The sequence below is a fragment of the Rubripirellula tenax genome (genome assembly GCF_007860125.1).
GTDB lineage: Bacteria > Planctomycetota > Planctomycetia > Pirellulales > Pirellulaceae > Rubripirellula > Rubripirellula tenax.
On the sequence record NZ_SJPW01000003.1, the window covers coordinates 187,896 to 204,029 of the forward strand.

The window sequence follows — 16,134 nt, forward strand, 5'->3', positions numbered from 1 at the left end:
ACCGTGTTCTGTCCTGCCCACTTTCGGAGTCTGTTTCGTGAAACGCTTTCTTCTCGGCTTATTGGTTGCTTTGTCATTAAACGCTGTCGACCGCGTGAACGGTGAAGACGATGTCGCCCCGGTACGGATGGGATGCGGCATCATGACATTCGATACCGTGCCCGGGTGGGGACTTCGGCCGGACGGCAACTCGGCGATCGGATCGACGCACGGCGGCGTCGTGGTCGACAAAGCAGGCAATATTTACACGAGTGCGAAAGAAGGCGTTTTCGTTTTCTCGCCCGATGGAAAAGTGGTCCAGTCATACCTAGGAAAAGCGTACTCGAATATCCATGACATGGAGATCCGGGAAGAAGAGAGCGGCGAGTTCATCTATGGAGCTCGCAACGCAGACGCCGAAGGCATCAAGTTCAACGCTCACTCGGGCGAGATCGTGTTGCATTTGGGTGTACCGGAAGAATCGGGACTGAAGGACTCGATCAAATTCAACCCGACGGCGATCACCGTCGCTGGCAACGGAGACATCTTCTTGTCCAACGGTTACGCCAGCAACCACATTTTCAAATACGACAAGACTGGAAAGTACTTGATGCACTTTGGCACCAAGGGCAACGGAATGAAGGAGTTCAACACCGCGCACGGGATGACACTTGACACGCGGTACGAACCGCCGCGTTTGCTGATCTGTGATCGCAACCACGAACCGAAGGGTCGGCTGCTGCACTATTCGCTGAACGGCGAGTTCATGGACGAAGTCATCACCGGTTTGGGAATGCCGACATCCGTGGCGATTCAGGGCGACTACGTTTCCGTTCCCGACTTGTTGGGACGCTTGGTCATCTTGGACAAGTCCAACACGATCATGGCCGTCTTGGGATTCAATCCAGATCCCGCGAAAGGCCGAAACTTCAATGTCCCTCAAGACCAATGGGTGGAAGGGATCTTCAGCGGGACGCACGGTTCATACTGGGATGCCGATGGGAACCTTTACGTTCAAGACTGGAACGTGGCCGGACGAATCATGAAACTGGTCCGCGCCGTTCCGTCGTCGAACTAACCAGCGCATCCATCAAGGATCGATTGAGTCAAGGATCGATGAAATCGATTTTGCGATCGCCGGTGAATCCAAGTGCGGTTCACCGTGCGATTGTGCGTAGGCTCTCAGTGCCCCAGCAAATTCCGTAGCGATCGGGGCGTATCCGTCGCGGCCCATTTGGTTGACGACCTCGTCGGGATCCGATTGAAGGTCGAACAACCAAGGTTCATCCGAAACGGACACGATGAACTTGTACCGATCGCTAACCGCGGCCAACCATCCCGGCTTGGGACCCGCCGATCGCAAAAACGTCACGTCGTTCCACGCTGTGTCCGCATCGTCGGTCAACAATCGCGACGCATCACGCCCCTCGCTCGTATCGGATCGTTTACTCGCGTCGAACCCCATCAGCGTCAAAATCGTCGGTTTGAAATCGACGGTCCCGAGCGCCGCATCCACTCGCGTCCGCGGCGCGATCTTTCCCGGTGCCGCGACGATCATCGGAATTTTGGCGCTGCCTTCGTATGGATTCCCTTTGTTCAATCGACCGTGTTCGTAGCAAAGGTCACCGTGATCCGACGTAAAGACAACGATGGTGCGATCGGTCAGTCCAAGATCGTCGATCGTCTTTGTGATTCTCGCTACGTTGTCGTCGATGCAACGGACCATCCCAAAGTACAACGCCATCTGTTGGGCAGAAAACTTTAGATTCGATTTCTTCCCACTGTCCGACAACCATTTTGGCTGAGGGCTCGATTGTGAAAACGTGGCCGGCGGGCGAATGGGGGTGTTCTCGAACATCGAATCGTAGGGCGGGCGAACCGTGTTGGGTCCGTGTGGATCCGGCAGACTGAGGTGGTAGCAAAACGGCTCCTCGGCATGCTCGCGGATGAATTCGATCGCTCGATCGGATAGCCAATCCGTTGAGAACGATTTTTCATCAGCACCGGCAAGCGAGTAACTCGGTTCGTCATTCTTGGCCGTCGCCGCAACGCGTGGTCCGTCATCGGTCAATTCGAACTTCTTCCAATGGCCGCGGTTGAACATATATCGGTTGTCTCGGAAACCGAATTGTCGCTCGGGCGCCCACTGGGGTTTGCCCGGTCCGTCGAGATGCCACTTACCGGCGTATCCGGTCGCGTACCCGTTCTGGCGCAGCACCTCGGCGAAGGTGACGACATCGTTGCTGAGCGGTCGATCGTTCTGCCAACTGCCCGTGTTCTGGGGATAGCGTCCGGAAAAGAATGCAGCTCGCGATGGCGTGCAGACCGGGCTGGTTGCATAGAACGAAGTGCAGATCGCGCCGCGGTGGGCGATCGCATCGATCGCGGGAGTTTCCACGACAGCCTGGTTTCCCCAAACCATCGCTTGCTCCGGCGTCAACGTCTCACGATAACATCCGAGCGTTCGAAAATTGTGTTCGTCGGTCTGGATGATCACCAAGTTCATGGGTGAATCGGCAACCACGCCGACCGCAAGGGTCGCACCTAGGATCCAGAAACCGAAAACTTTGAACATGATGTCTCTCACATGATTTGCTGACAACGATGTGCCGCGAAAACGGGCGGCAGCGTCGGATCAGTCTAACCACTGAGTGACCGTCAAGGTTCAGTCTAGTCCGTAGTGTTCCACTTCGGGCCAATAGATATCTTCGAACGCATCGGGTTCGTGGAAGTCAGGGCTGTTGTCCAAGTCGTGACACGTCATGCACTTCTCGCGAGCCTTTTCGAGCGGCAACTTCATCGACTCGCGAAGCTTGTCACGAAGGGCGACTTCCACCGTCGCCCCTTCGGCTTCCGCTGCGGCGTGTCCGGCGCCCGGTCCGTGACAGTTTTCGCAACCGTTACCGGTCAAGTGGGAAGTTTCTTCCAGCGACAAATAACCTGTCTCATAGGGATAATAGTCCTGAGCATTCCAGCCGGTGACGTGGCAACTGATACACTCGGGATCAAAGTGACGGGCGATGTCACTGCGTTCTTTGGGCGGATGAACCAGGTGTTCGGTTGCTTCGGCGTGGGCGGAACTCTCCCAGACGGCGTACGCGTTGGTGTGACACTTGCCGCACGCTTCGCTGCCCACAAACGTTTCAGTGGAGGAGTGCTTGATCGGCGGCAGCAATCCCAATCCGCCCAATCCGATGTCACGAAGTTGGTTTTGGTAATCGGCCATGACGCCTCGCATTTGCGGGGCATCGGCGAATTCGTGCGTCAACGGCACCCGCGCATACTTCGTCGTCCCATCGGGATACAACCCGATGATGCCCGCATACATGCCTTTGTCGCCCGTCACGATAATTCGCGTCTTTGATCCTTCGATCGATTCGGCTTGATAGGTTGGTTCGCCATAGCCACCGGCCGCTACCACCAAGTCGAATCCGGCTACCTTGCGAACCAGTTCTTTGGCAGCGTCTTCTTTGCCGAAGTACAACAGTACGCTGTAGTCAGGCGACTTGGCCGCCAAGTCTTTCGTGGCCGCGGTTAGCGAGGGAAGGGGATCGCTAACCGTCAAAGCGTCGTCGGCGGCGACTTCCATCGCATCCGGATCCAAGACACTGGTAACGCCGATCTTCATCCCGTTCTTTTCGACGATGCGAATGCGGGGCAGATACTCCGGATCGAACAGCACCACGTTCGCCGAAACGAAAAAGTCTTCTTCCGCCGCTAAGGCCAATAAATCGCCGACGCCTAATCGAACGTCATCGGGGCCGAAACCGACCGCTTGGTACTTCATTTCATCGAGGGCGCGCACGGACTGTTGCAACTTGATCGCGGCCTGCTTTCCAAACCGGCGAACTTGGTTTCCGGCGTCCATAGGGACCACGTCCCAGCCGCGATCGGTCAGCGATTCGATGAACGTAAACCGGCGTGCGACCCCGCCCTTTTGACGATCCAAGCCGGTGCAACCGCAGGGTTCGATGTAGCCGTGTTGTTGGCCGGTGAAGACGAGCGCGACCGACGGGCGATCCCAAGTCGTATAGTCCTCGGGTCCATCCAGAGCATTGGGGAACACGGGCGTCGAGGGAGTCGTGGACGGCTCGGCTTTTGAGGCGATCGTGGGATCGATTGCCATCGCCGGTTGCGTCGACGCGACCGAAGCCGACGGCGATTCGGCTTTGGCAGTCGCGTCCATCGTCTCGGTCACATCTTCTTTTGCGGGCGGTGTGACGTTGGCGGGCGATTCCTTTTCGGCCGGCATGGCTTTTTCGGCAGCTTCGACCGGCTTGGCAAACGCAGGATCCCGTTCGCCCTTGGGCGTTGGTATCACCTCGATGATGCTACCAGGCTGAGGGCCCTGTGGAATCTGAATCAATTGAGTCGCGACCGCTTCGCTTGCGAATGTTTCACCGGCGAAGGGGGAACTCTGATCGAACGGACCAGAGTCAAACCGACCTGGGAACCCCGATTCCGCTTCGGTCGTTTGCACGTTCATGCGAAACGAGATCGGTTGCGTTGAATGAGTTTCCGTTGCCAGCAGCGACGGCGCGGCAATGCCTGTCGGCGACAGGGTACCCGGGTCGCTGGATTGGCCGGTCGGCATTCCCACAGCGAGATCCGCCTGAGGGGTCATCGGTAGAGCGGGTGGCGAGCATCCGACCGCTCCGACCACGAGCAATCCGATCGCCATAGCACCGCTGACGACGCCAGCCCGTCGTCGACGCATCTCAGAAACCGTGTCGCGATGTCCGCGCGAGATATTTTCCACTGGATTCGTTGGATTAGAGTCGCTTGACCAAAATTTCATTTCAAACATTGCGAACCAATCCGACATTGAAACTCCAGTTGCTAACGACCTTCGATAGCAAATTTGAGCACGACACGCATGCTCGACACCTTTGGATTATCTGACTTAATCCATATCGAACCGTAGTCCCTACTATCTTTACCGAGACGTGAGATCGTTTCATCACTCGGCACAAGCTCGATTTCGAGGGGGTACAAAACCATCGACCCACGGCTTTTGGGCTCACCCAAGACTGCCCTAACAACCCCTCCCGGCCTAGTCTCTCCAACCGTCAAGGTCGTATTGTCGCGTTCATCGCCTTTTAGCACAACAAACGTTTTCGCTTTCAGTTCGCCATCGGGGCCGATTCTCCCAAAATCGTAAAGGTATTCACCTGCCCACATGGTCAACTTGCTGCTTTCAAGCATTCTCAGTGGTCCCACCAACCTTCCCTTGACCGGGACTGTGATGTACCTGCCGGAGGCCTCCGCCGTGTCTTCTTCCGTCGATACCGTTTCGTCGCCGTCATCCGCCTTAGCCGGATCGCCAATGTTGTTGAATCCGACCAGCAGGTTTTGGGAAATGTCACCCTGTTTCATGCCAGGCTTGATTTTTGCAACGACACGAAACGCTTGCACGGCAGCCTCGCCGCCTTCCATGTAATCTGCCTTGTCCAGAGGCTGTACTTCGATATCCGCCAGTTCCGTCATGGAATCGCTGGTGAACTTTAAGTCCGTCGTTTCGATCGTTGTGCCGGTGTAGTTGTAAATATCGCCCGTGATTTCGAACGAGTCACCCGTCGCGATTTCGCCGAACGTCCAAACATCGGGAACCAGCTGGAAGTCTTGAATGACCTTGCCCGAAATTTTCAACGTGATGGCAACCGACTTTGGATCATCCGTCAACAATTGTGCTGATTGGCCAAAATCCGTGCTTCCGCCTTTGACGGTCCAGGTCAGCTTGATTTCGGTCTCTTCGCCCGGTTCGAGAATCTCTTTATTGAGCGCCCCGAGGGTACATTTACACGTCGATGCGCCCACCCTCAGCTTCAGGGGGCCTTCGCCTTCGTTGCGAATCCGGAACGTTTTTTCACCTTCTTGACCCGGCGACATCACGCCAAAGTCGTAATCCAAATCGTCGTCGATGACGACTTTGCCGACTTTCTTCTTCTCTCGCTTGTCCAAGACTTCCGCAACGTTTTCGGACGTCACAGTTCCCGCCATATCGAACGGACCAAACAGGGCTTCACGGTAGCCGTACCGGCTTTGGTTGATCGCCCACGCGGCCGAAGCGCCGATCAGGCCCGAGAGGAATGCGATAAAAATAAAAGTCTTCATGGTGGCTTCCGAAAAACAGAGTCGATGCGTGCCCATGCTACGCAGCATCGCCGGTGGCAGTTCGATACCGGTTCACGATTGCCGAAGTAAAATGTAAGTCTCAAAAAACCGCAAAAACGTCACTTTTGGGCCGTCGGCACGAACCCTAACAGTTCGTCCGCCCGCCCGCGAACCGGCTCTCGGGCGGCCTCGATGCCGATCGGGCGGGCCACATAGATCGACTGCAGATACAACGCCCGTTCCAGATTGCCCCCCTGTTCGGAAAGTGCCTTCGCCCGTGCGGCCAGCGTTTCGGCGGATTGCGTGTCCCCCTCTGCATCGGCGATCAGTGACATCTGGGCCATGGCCCACTGGTTCGCCGGACTCCACCGAACGACATCGTGAAACGTCGCCGATGCCGCGGCCAAATCTTCCGCGTTGCCGAACCGCTGGTACAGATGCAACTGGCCGACGCCGATTTGGCGAAAGACCGACGGATCGTCCCCCGAGCGAGCTTTCGCCGCGTCGATCCATTCTGCCAAACGAAGCCGAATGGCCTCGTCGCCGGATCCCTCATTCGGTTTTCGAATCAATTCCCAACGCAAGAAATCAGTCATCCACAACACCGGTGCGGTCGCCCAAGGATCCGCCTCGATGGCTTTTTCAAGCGACAACCTTGCCTTGCCGATTTGGCCCGTCGATTGCGAAACTTCGGCGACCACCATCCAGTATTGCTGGCGACCGACCGGACGCAGCGACATAAAATAAAGCGCTGCCATCGCACCAACCAAAGCCACTGATTTGGCCGTTCCGAGCTTCGGCGAAGCGGACGAAGTTCCTGTCGCCGACGCGCGAACGCCTGTCACGATCCCCGCGCAAACCCAAACCCAAACCGCAACGCCGGGAACCGTCCATCCGCCCGCCACACTCAAGTGGATCGCCATCGCGATCAACACGGCGACGAAAATGCGGTCCAAACATTCTGACGATAGCTTGCCAACCGCCGACGTCGCGAAGTATCCCGCGGCTAAGGCGATCGGAACCGCGAACAGGCTAGCGTCGAAGTCGGGAATCGAGTGCGAGATCCAGCCGATCGACCACGTCAAAAGAAATCCGACCACGGCCCCGCTAAGCAACCAAGGCGAGTCTCCGAACACACCAGCAGAGGTCCCGCCACCAGATACCTGAACATCTTCGATCTGATCGCGGCCTCTCCCCAACCAGCACTTTATCCCCACACCCATCAACAACATCAATGCTGCCGTCGCTACCCAACCGCCGGTGGCCAAGGTTTCAAAAACAAAACTATGAGGATCTGAAATCTGTTCGGTCGAACTGGCTTCCCGATAGCGTTCATAAATCGATTGAAAGTTCCCAGGCCCAGCGCCGAACCAGGGTCGATCCAGAAACATTTGCCACGTCGAACGCCAATACTGAAAACGAAACGCCAACGATGCCGGCGCCTGTTCAAACCACTCGCGATTGCCAAACAACGCCAATCCCGCGATGCCGATCGATGCCACGGCGGCAATGATCGCGATCCCCCACGCCCAGCGGCGTTTCCGATTCGCGTCGATACGGATACTCGACAGCACCAACCAACCGACCGCCATCAACATCGCCAGCGTCGCCGACCGGCTTCGCGCCGCTAACAGCGCCGCGACCAGAACCAACACCATCGCGACAGCGATACCACGTCGCGCGTTCGTCCAGTGGGCGAATCGAAATCGCACGATCCCGGCGACAACAACAACTCCCACCAACAAGACGGCCGCGAACGAGTTGGCCAATGCGAACGTCGCCGACGGCCCACCATCAAACAAGCGATTGGCGAACCGCATCCGCTCGGCGGTCCCGGCCGGCGCGTCCAATCCCACCATCGCCACGACGGCATCCGGATCCTGCTGGAATGCTTGCCGATCCGCGGGCAGCGACACCCAATGTTGATGCAGTCCATGAACGGCCAATCCTGTCGCAATCGCGATTGCCAAAATCATCATCGACCGACGTGCGGCCAAGCCCACCGTCAATCGACGTGTCGAAGTGAAGATTGCGGCGCCGGCCAACCACACCCAGGCCTCGTTGGTCGCCGAACGCAGATTCCCCAGCGATGACCCGCCGTCGGGTACGAACCAAGTCGATGACGTCGCGAATGCCGCCAGGAAGACCCATCCGCCCATCACCCAGGGTGCCGCCTGCAAGATCCGCGTGGCGATGGAATCGGAAGCCTCACTTTGCCGCGTCTTCCCGAATCGAGACGCGACCGCCGTCACCGTCGCGATCGCCAAGGCAAACATCGCGAACCACAATGCATCGCCCTGTTCGGCCGCGATGCTGTCGCTGGGGTGGTAGGCAGTGTACACCAACGTGGCACCCAGCATCGCGATCGCGGCATCGCCCAGCGAACCCTTTTGCAGCGAAAACGCCCCCACGATCGTCGGCGATTCACTTTCGATCGCGACTTCCGACGATGGGTTTATTGGTCGTCTTTTCGCCATCCGGTCGATTCCAAAATGACGACCAACAACAACATGCACGCAACGATGCCCAAAACCATTACGGCCTGAATCACCGTGACCTGCGTCAAAACAATCGCGGCCAATCCACACGTTGCGGTGACCAAGTAGATCGTCAACACCGCCTGCGTGCGACTGAGCCCCAGGTCGACCAAGCGATGCGAAAAGTGGCTACGATCACCCACAAACAAACTTCGCCCTTCGCGAACGCGGATCCACAACACAGTGATCATGTCGTATAGCGGAACAGCCATGACGCACAGCGGCGCAAGCACCGCGTGCGGTCGCGGTTCCCCATCGCCGGCATACGTCGCCATCAACATCGATATAGCGACCAAAAACCCGACCAGATAGCTGCCCGCATCGCCCATAAAAATTTTTGCCGGCGGCCGATTGTGCCACAGAAAACCCAGCAACGATCCCAACACCACCAACAACAACGCGGCGACGAAGAACTGAGGCCGCGCCGTTCCAGGGTCAGGCGTGATCAACATCACCGCAGCCATCGTCGCGGCGATGATCGCCGCAACGCCACCGCTGAGCCCGTCCATATTGTCGAGCATGTTGAACGAATTGATCAGTCCGACGATCCAGATCACCGACAACAAATTCGTCAACCACGCAACGCCGATGTATGCCGTCAATCCAAAATCCAAGTAGTAAACGACGAACGCGGCCACGGCAAACTCGACCGCCAAGCGGACCCATTCGTTGACCCCACGGCGATCATCGGTCACGCCCAAAATGGCCAAGACGGTTCCGGCACCTAGCACGGCCCACAATTGACCGGCCTTGGACCACACACCATTGAGCAGCGGTACCATCGCAGCCGGCATTCGGGCTTGCCATTCCGGAGCGTGACGGGCAAAAGCAACGGCAAGCGTACCGATCGCGAACGTGCCCACAATCCCCATCCAGATCCCAATGCCGCCGCCAAGTGGCGTGACACGAGTATGCGTGCTGTGGCCCGACATCGGTGCCAACAAACCCAACCGGACCGCAAACCATCGAACGGGGTAAAGCGTGATGGCGCAAATGACCATCGGCGGGACCACGGTCACAGCCAATAACCAACCGATCCACTGTGACAAGTCTGACAAGAGTTGCGAACCCGAGAAACACGATGCTCAATTGCGGTCGAAATGACGGTCCGCATGATAGCGTACGGCCAGCCCCGGCATACGGTTCAATAGCGTCCGTATACGGTTCAAGTCGTCGCCGGTTGGCTCGCCATGCGGTTGCTGTTTTCCGTAATCACTCGTATCCGCTGGATCACGTCATCAGTGATCATGCCGTCCTGCAATCGCCACGCCCAATTGTCGTTGGCTTTGCCTGGCATGTTCATGCGAGCTTCGTTTCCCAGCCCCAAGAAGTCTTGAATCGGCACGATCGCCGTGTCCGACGCGGACTGGTAAACAGATTCGATCATTTGCCAGTTCGCATCGTCGCCACCGGTCACGATCGCGTCCAAAGGATCGGATGCGTCGTCCGCCGGTCGACGATTGCGGTACCAACCCATCAACGTGTCGTTGTCATGCGTTCCGGTATACGCGACGGATCGCTCGTTGTATTTGCAGGGGCGGTGAAAGTCGTCTTCTTCGGTATCGAACCCGAATTGAAAGACTCGCATCCCCGGGAAACCCAACTCGTCACGCAATTGGTGGACTTCTTCGGTGATCATGCCCAAATCTTCGGCGATCATGGGCAACTCGCCCAACTTGTTTCGCGCGGCCACGAAAGGCTTAGCGCCCGGGCCCTTGACCCACTTGCCATTGACGGCGGTCTTGGCAGTCGCGGGCACTTCCCAATAGGCTTCGAAGCCACGGAAATGGTCGACTCGCAGCAGATCGAACTGCTGCAGCGCACCGCGGAACCGCGCCGTCCACCACGCATAATCGGTCGACTCTAGGACGTCCCATCGGTATTGGGGGTTGCCCCACAATTGGCCCGTCTTGCTGAAGTAATCCGGCGGCACACCGGCGACCAAGGTCGGCTTGCCGAAAATGTCGAGCGCGAACAGTTTCTGGTTCGACCAAACGTCGGCGCTGTTGTGAGCCACGAAGATCGGCATGTCGCCGTACATCTGCACATGACGCTCGGCAGCGTATCGCTTCAACCGCGTCCACTGACGATCAAAAATGAATTGCTGGAACTCAGAAAACTCGATCTCCGTTTTCAGTTTCTGGTCCCACATCTCGATCGCATCCGCAAATCGACGCACCAATTCGATCGGCCACTGTGTCCAATCGGATTGACCGAAATGCAACATCAACGCCTCGAACCGAGCAAACTCGTCGATCCAAGATGCACCGGCGACGAATTGATCCAGCGCCGCTTGCAATGTCGGATGCTGGCCCGATTGAAAACGCTCAAACGCTTTCCGCAACACATCACGCTTGTACGTGATCACGTTTTCGTAATCGACTTGCGACGGATCGGTCGACCATGGGCCGGGCGGTTTGATGTCTTCACGATCGAGCAAACCGTCTTCGACCAACCCCTCGGGACTGATCAGCAACGGATTCCCCGCGAAGGCCGAGTAACCGCTGTACGGCGAATTACACGCCGAAGGTGGAACCAGCGGCAGCAACTGCCAAATCCCCTGACCGGCCGCGTTCAAAAAATCGACGAACGCGTACGCACTCGGCCCCATATCACCGATGCCGAATTCGCCGGGCAGGCTAGTGATATGACAAAGTACGCCAGAGGATCGAGTGAACCGCATCGTTGACTAAGCCTTCTTGTCGCGCAAGGGTTTTGCTTTCCAGATTTCGTCGGCGTACTGATTGATCGTTCGATCGCTCGAGAACCAACCGCTGGTAGCCGAATTGATGATGCTCATTCGGTTCCATTTTTTCTGGTCCGCATACACCTTCGCCGCTTCGGCTTGGGCATCAATGTAGCTTCGCAAGTCGGCGATCGTCAGCCACTGGTCCTGCGGATTTCGCAGCCCCTTGGTCAACAGGTCAAAGATCCCCGGTTCGGCTTCGTTGAAGTGTCCGCTCTCTAACAGTTCCATCACGCGGCGGATGTCTTCATCGCCGGCGATGATCGCATCCGGATCGTAAGTCTTCTTCGCTTCGACGACCCCACTGGCATCCAATCCGAAAAGAAAGAAATTTTCATCCCCGGCTTGTTCGCGAATTTCGATGTTCGCACCGTCAAGGGTTCCGATCGTCAGCGCACCGTTCATCATGAACTTCATATTTCCCGTGCCCGACGCTTCTTTACCCGCCGTCGAAATCTGTTCCGACAACTCAGTGCCGGGACAAATGATTTCCATCGACGAAACACGATAGTTCGGGAAGAACACTAACTTCAACATGTCCTTGTTCTTCGGATCATTGTTGACCACGTCGGCAACGTTGTTGATCAACTTCACGATCAACTTGGCAACGTGATACCCCGGTGCCGCCTTCCCACCGATCAGCACGCATCGTGGCGCCATCCCCACGGTGTCGCCACGTCGAATGCGATCGTACAGGTGGACGACGTGCAACACGTTCAACAGTTGCCGTTTGTACTCGTGGATCCGTTTGACTTGAACGTCAAACATGGCCGCCGTATTGAACTGGACGCCGGTATTTTCAAAGACGTAGTCGGCAAGACGCTTTTTGTTGTGCTGTTTGACGGTCGCCCATTTCTTTTGAAACGCGGCGTCGTCAGCCAACGGCACCAACTTCTTCATTTGCTCGAGATCGGATTCCCATTCGGTTCCAATCGTTTCATAGAGCAAATTTCGCAATTCTGGATTGCAATGCGAAAGCCAACGACGCTGGGTCACACCGTTGGTTTTGTTGTTGAACTTCTTGGGCCACATGGCGTAGAAGTCGGCGAACAAACCGGACTTCAAGAGTTCGGTGTGCAGCGCCGCTACGCCGTTGACAGAAAAACTGCCGACGATCGACAGGTACGCCATGCGAATGTGCGGGTGATCGCCCTCTTCAACCAAAGACACCCGACGGCGCAATTCCATGTCGCCAGGATGCGACTTGGCAACCTCTGCCAAAAATCGCTCGTTGATTTCGAAGATAATTTCAAGCAACCGCGGCAAAAGGCGGCTGAACAAGCCCACCGACCAACGCTCCAGCGCCTCGGGCAACAACGTGTGGTTGGTATACGCCATACACCCCGACGTGATTTTCCAAGCGCTTTCCCAATCCAATCCGTGCTCGTCCATCAACAACCGCATCAACTCGGGGACCGCCGATGCCGGGTGCGTGTCGTTGAGCTGGAAACAATTCAATTCGCCGAAACGAGTAAAGTCTTCGCCGTGCTGATCGACCCATTTGGCCAGCACGTCTTGCAGACTCGCCGAAACAAGGAAGTACTGTTGCTTCAGCCGCAACTCTTTCCCGTTCTCGCTGGCGTCGTTGGGATACAACACCATCGAGATCTGTTCGGCAGTATTTTTTTGGACAACGGCATCGGGATAGTTGCCCGAATTGAACTCTTCCAAGTTGAAGACGTCCGTCGCTTCGGCTTTCCACAAACGAAGCGTGTTGACCGTCTCGTTTTTGTATCCGGGGATCGGCATGTCGTACGGCACGGCCAACAAGTCCTGCGCACCAACCCACTTGCTGAATGGTTTGCCGTTGGCGTCCAGCCCACGCTGGGTGTGCCCATAGAACTTGATCGTCCGCGTGTCTTCGGGGCGTTCGATTTCCCAAGGATTGCCATCGCGAAGCCAATGATCGGGACCTTCGACTTGGCGACCATCTCTGATGGTTTGGTGGAACATTCCGAATTCGTACCGAATCCCGTATCCGACGACCGGCAACTCAAGGTTCGCACAACTGTCTAGGAAGCAAGCCGCCAAACGACCCAAACCACCGTTACCCAGCCCGGCATCGGGTTCGGCATCCTCGATCTCTTCCAACTTCAATCCGTATTCGTGCAGCGCACGACGCGAATCCTCGTCGAGTCCCAAATTCTGGATCGCGTTGTTGAGCGACCGGCCGAGTAGAAACTCCAGCGAGAAGTAATGGACGCGTCGAGCCTCGGTCGCGGCAAACCGCTGGCGAGTCGTCCGCCAATGCTTGGTCACGCGGTCGCGGACGGCAATGGCCAGTGCCTGATAAAAATAGTGAGGCTCGGCTTTGCTGTTATCGTGCCCAAGCGTGAAATACAAATGCCGTCGAAGTTCATCGGGAAGGGGAGCCAAAATGTCGGACGTCAGTGTCAGGTCCGTTGTGGCTAGCGTGGCGTTCGGTTTCTGGTCGAGCATGTTACTGGGATGTCCTTCTAGAGAAGATTGGCCGTTTTCGGCTTCGTCGAAGATTGTCGCGTAATTTAAAGCCTCTGTCGACGTTCATCGAGAACATCCCTCAATCGGGACCGTAAACGTCGCTTTCTGGCTGATTGACCGGCTTTGCAATCAACGAAAATCAAAGAATGTGCTTTTGAAGTGCGTCGTGGTGTTTCGCGGCAGCCCGATCGGTGAATCGAATGGAATCGAGCTACATGACAGCATCGTCGTCGCGATTGCCCTTGAGCCTTCAGTCGAATTCGCCTTACCGTCCCGCTGTAGCCAGTTTCGCCTTTAGAGCTCATCCACGGGATCCGATCGATGACGACGTCCTACCCCCTGACCGATGCCCCCGTCTCGCCGCACGTTGCTGATGATGAGCAAACCCTCGGCCAGTTCATTCCGCTCCTGTACCACTACAACATGCTGCAGGACGCAGACCGCGTCGGCGCCTTCCGCGAAGCGATCGATTTAGTCGTCCAGCCGGGCATGCACGTGGTCGAACTCGGCGGCGGCACCGGAATTTTGTCGTCATTCGCCGCCAAGAGGGGCGCCCGCGTCACCTGCGTCGAACGCAATCCCGAACTCGTCGCGTGTGCCCGACGGTTTGTCGGCCTGAACGAACTGGAGGAACAAATCACCGTCGTGCGAGCCGATGCTTGCGAGTTCGTCAGCGATACGCCCGTCGATGTCGTCGTTTGCGAAATGCTGCACGTGGGCCTACTTCGTGAAAAACAGGCGCAAGTCATCGCGGCCTTCAAGAAGAACCACGTACGAAAACACGGTCCAAAACTGCCGATTTTCCTGCCGGAAGCCTCGATTTTGATGGCCGAACCGGTCACCCAGTCGTTCGATTTCGCAGGCTACCACGCGCCTGTGCCGCTCTTCCATCCGCCGCGCGTCGACCAACCCGGCACGCAAGCGATCACAACGTTGTCACCGTACGCAAACATCGCTTACGACGGCACGATCCCGATGAAGTTCAACGTTCGACAAGACGTTACGCCGACCAATAACGGACAAGCCAATGCCGTTCGTTTCGTCACACAGAACGTCATCACGGTTGATATCGACAGCCAGCGAGCCATCACTTGGCCCAACCAATGCCTCGTCCTGCCGCTGCGACAGCCGGTAAAGCTGACCATGGGGATGAAGGCCGAAATGTCATTCCACTACCAAGCGGGGGGGTCCGTTGAGTCGCTCGCATCGACGCTAAAGCTTGTTTCAATCGCCCGCTAACCCGCCAGACCAGTGTCCAGCTGGCACACCATCGACCCAGGATCGACCCAGCCCCCCAAAAATGGCGAGCAGGGAAGCGGATATGGCCACAGGCGAGGGTGATAAATTCGAAAAAACCAGCGATTTTGCGGCAAATGTGTAGCACACCCGCTGTCAATTTAGGTAACAATGACGCAGGCGTTTGATCCTCAAAAACCGGGGCAAACCACTCAACCTCATCCTATCTCATCAGAATCTCTCGGAGCCCCTCACCATGCGTGTTCTCGTTTCCTGGGTAATGGGTCTTTGCTTGTTCAGTTCGGTGGCCGACGCGGCCATTTCATACGAACTGTTTTTTCGGGCGCCGGAACTTGGCGATATGAATCGGGTCATCGTGCCCGCCTCGCCAGGCCAAGTCTTTTCGAATGTTGACGTGTTCATCCGTGAAATCGTCACCGACGGAGACACACCCGTCTTGGCAACGCAACGGATTTCGTCCTACGGCATCGACATCGCTGCTGCCGGATCCGACGGAAGGTTCGCGAATGTGATGACGGACATCACGAATGGGTCCGCCACAGCCGCCGCCGATGACAATACGTTTAGCTACAGCGGACTTTCGATTTTTGGTCAAGGACGCACGGCAGTCGATGTCGGTGGAGGAATCTTTGAGGCGAGACTTGGAAGCGTAGACCTGATCGCTCCGACAATCGGTGAGTCGATGTTCTCGTTGCTCCGAACCAACAATGATGCCGGAGACATCGGAACGGATACGGTCAACCTGGTCGGTCGAAACGGCGGCAGCTTCATCGATGGAAGCCTCACGTTGCGAGCAACAGCAGTCCCGGAACCGTCTAGCATCCTCCTGCTCAGCGCTGCTGGCGCCGTCAGTTTCTATCAACTGCGTCGACGGCGAAAACTCGCAAAGTAGTCATTCCCTGATTGCGACGCGACAACGAACGCAAGCCCGCACTTCAAACCTTGGCCACCAATGGCCAAGGTTTTATTTTGCGCCGAATCCCCAACGCAACTCGCCGCACTTCGCCACCTGCCTCCCGAGCGGACAAATCAGTGTCCCGC

10 protein-coding genes are annotated in these 16,134 nt (G+C 56.8%); 3 read left to right on the forward strand and 7 right to left on the reverse strand.

From position 1 onward, the window contains the following. Positions 1–37: 37 nt before the first annotated feature. Positions 38–1,057, forward strand: a complete 1,020-nt coding sequence (locus tag Poly51_RS11635; RefSeq protein ID WP_222435838.1) for a hypothetical protein — start codon at positions 38–40, stop codon at positions 1,055–1,057. Positions 1,058–1,069: 12 nt separating this feature from the next. Here Poly51_RS11635 and Poly51_RS11640 read toward each other — a convergent pair whose 3' ends face one another. From Poly51_RS11640 to Poly51_RS11670, 7 genes are all read right to left on the reverse strand, one after another. Beyond that, positions 1,070–2,554, reverse strand: coding sequence for a sulfatase family protein (locus Poly51_RS11640; RefSeq protein ID WP_146457642.1), 1,485 nt, complete (start codon positions 2,552–2,554; stop codon positions 1,070–1,072). Positions 2,555–2,644: 90 nt separating this feature from the next. After that, the gene (locus Poly51_RS11645; RefSeq protein WP_246114429.1) at positions 2,645–4,738 is read right to left on the reverse strand and encodes a multiheme c-type cytochrome; all 2,094 of its coding nucleotides are present in this window, start codon (positions 4,736–4,738) and stop codon (positions 2,645–2,647) included. Positions 4,739–4,818: 80 nt separating this feature from the next. After that, the gene (locus tag Poly51_RS11650; protein WP_186775493.1) at positions 4,819–6,093 is read right to left on the reverse strand and encodes a DUF1573 domain-containing protein; all 1,275 of its coding nucleotides are present in this window, start codon (positions 6,091–6,093) and stop codon (positions 4,819–4,821) included. 119 nt (positions 6,094–6,212) lie between these two features. Next, entirely contained in the window at positions 6,213–8,570 is a 2,358-nt protein-coding gene (locus Poly51_RS11655; protein ID WP_146457648.1) for an O-antigen ligase family protein, read from the reverse strand. After that, positions 8,549–9,679 carry an MraY family glycosyltransferase gene (locus Poly51_RS11660; protein ID WP_390621785.1) on the reverse strand — a complete coding sequence of 377 codons (1,131 nt, stop codon included), beginning with the start codon at positions 9,677–9,679 and terminating at the stop codon, positions 8,549–8,551. Before Poly51_RS11660 ends, Poly51_RS11655 begins: the two co-directional genes overlap by 22 nt. A 116-nt stretch (positions 9,680–9,795) precedes the next feature. After that, on the reverse strand, positions 9,796–11,313 hold the full coding sequence (gene malQ, locus Poly51_RS11665) for a 4-alpha-glucanotransferase (protein ID WP_146457650.1): 1,518 nt from the start codon (positions 11,311–11,313) through the stop codon (positions 9,796–9,798). Between the two features lie 6 nt (positions 11,314–11,319). After that, positions 11,320–13,815, reverse strand: coding sequence for a glycogen/starch/alpha-glucan phosphorylase (locus Poly51_RS11670; protein ID WP_146457652.1), 2,496 nt, complete (start codon positions 13,813–13,815; stop codon positions 11,320–11,322). Positions 13,816–14,157: 342 nt separating this feature from the next. On the opposite strand from Poly51_RS11670, the gene Poly51_RS11675 reads away from it, so the two are divergent. Further along, entirely contained in the window at positions 14,158–15,075 is a 918-nt protein-coding gene (locus Poly51_RS11675) for a methyltransferase domain-containing protein (protein ID WP_146457653.1), read from the forward strand. Between the two features lie 253 nt (positions 15,076–15,328). Continuing rightward, complete coding sequence (locus Poly51_RS11680) at positions 15,329–15,985, forward strand: PEP-CTERM sorting domain-containing protein (RefSeq protein WP_146457655.1); 657 nt, start codon at positions 15,329–15,331, stop codon at positions 15,983–15,985. Positions 15,986–16,134 lie beyond the last annotated feature (149 nt).

Bases quoted from the DNA above. Each gene is read 5' to 3' on its own strand.
- Poly51_RS11640 (WP_146457642.1), bottom strand. From the start codon at position 2,554: ATGTTCAAAGTTTTCGGTTTCTGGATCCTAGGTGCGACCCTTGCGGTC.
- Poly51_RS11650 (WP_186775493.1), bottom strand. From the start codon at position 6,093: ATGAAGACTTTTATTTTTATCGCATTCCTCTCGGGCCTGATCGGCGCT.
- Poly51_RS11655 (WP_146457648.1), bottom strand. From the start codon at position 8,570: ATGGCGAAAAGACGACCAATAAACCCATCGTCGGAAGTCGCGATCGAA.
- malQ (WP_146457650.1), bottom strand. From the start codon at position 11,313: ATGCGGTTCACTCGATCCTCTGGCGTACTTTGTCATATCACTAGCCTG.
- Poly51_RS11670 (WP_146457652.1), bottom strand. From the start codon at position 13,815: ATGCTCGACCAGAAACCGAACGCCACGCTAGCCACAACGGACCTGACA.
- Poly51_RS11675 (WP_146457653.1), top strand. From the start codon at position 14,158: ATGACGACGTCCTACCCCCTGACCGATGCCCCCGTCTCGCCGCACGTT.
- Poly51_RS11680 (WP_146457655.1), top strand. From the start codon at position 15,329: ATGCGTGTTCTCGTTTCCTGGGTAATGGGTCTTTGCTTGTTCAGTTCG.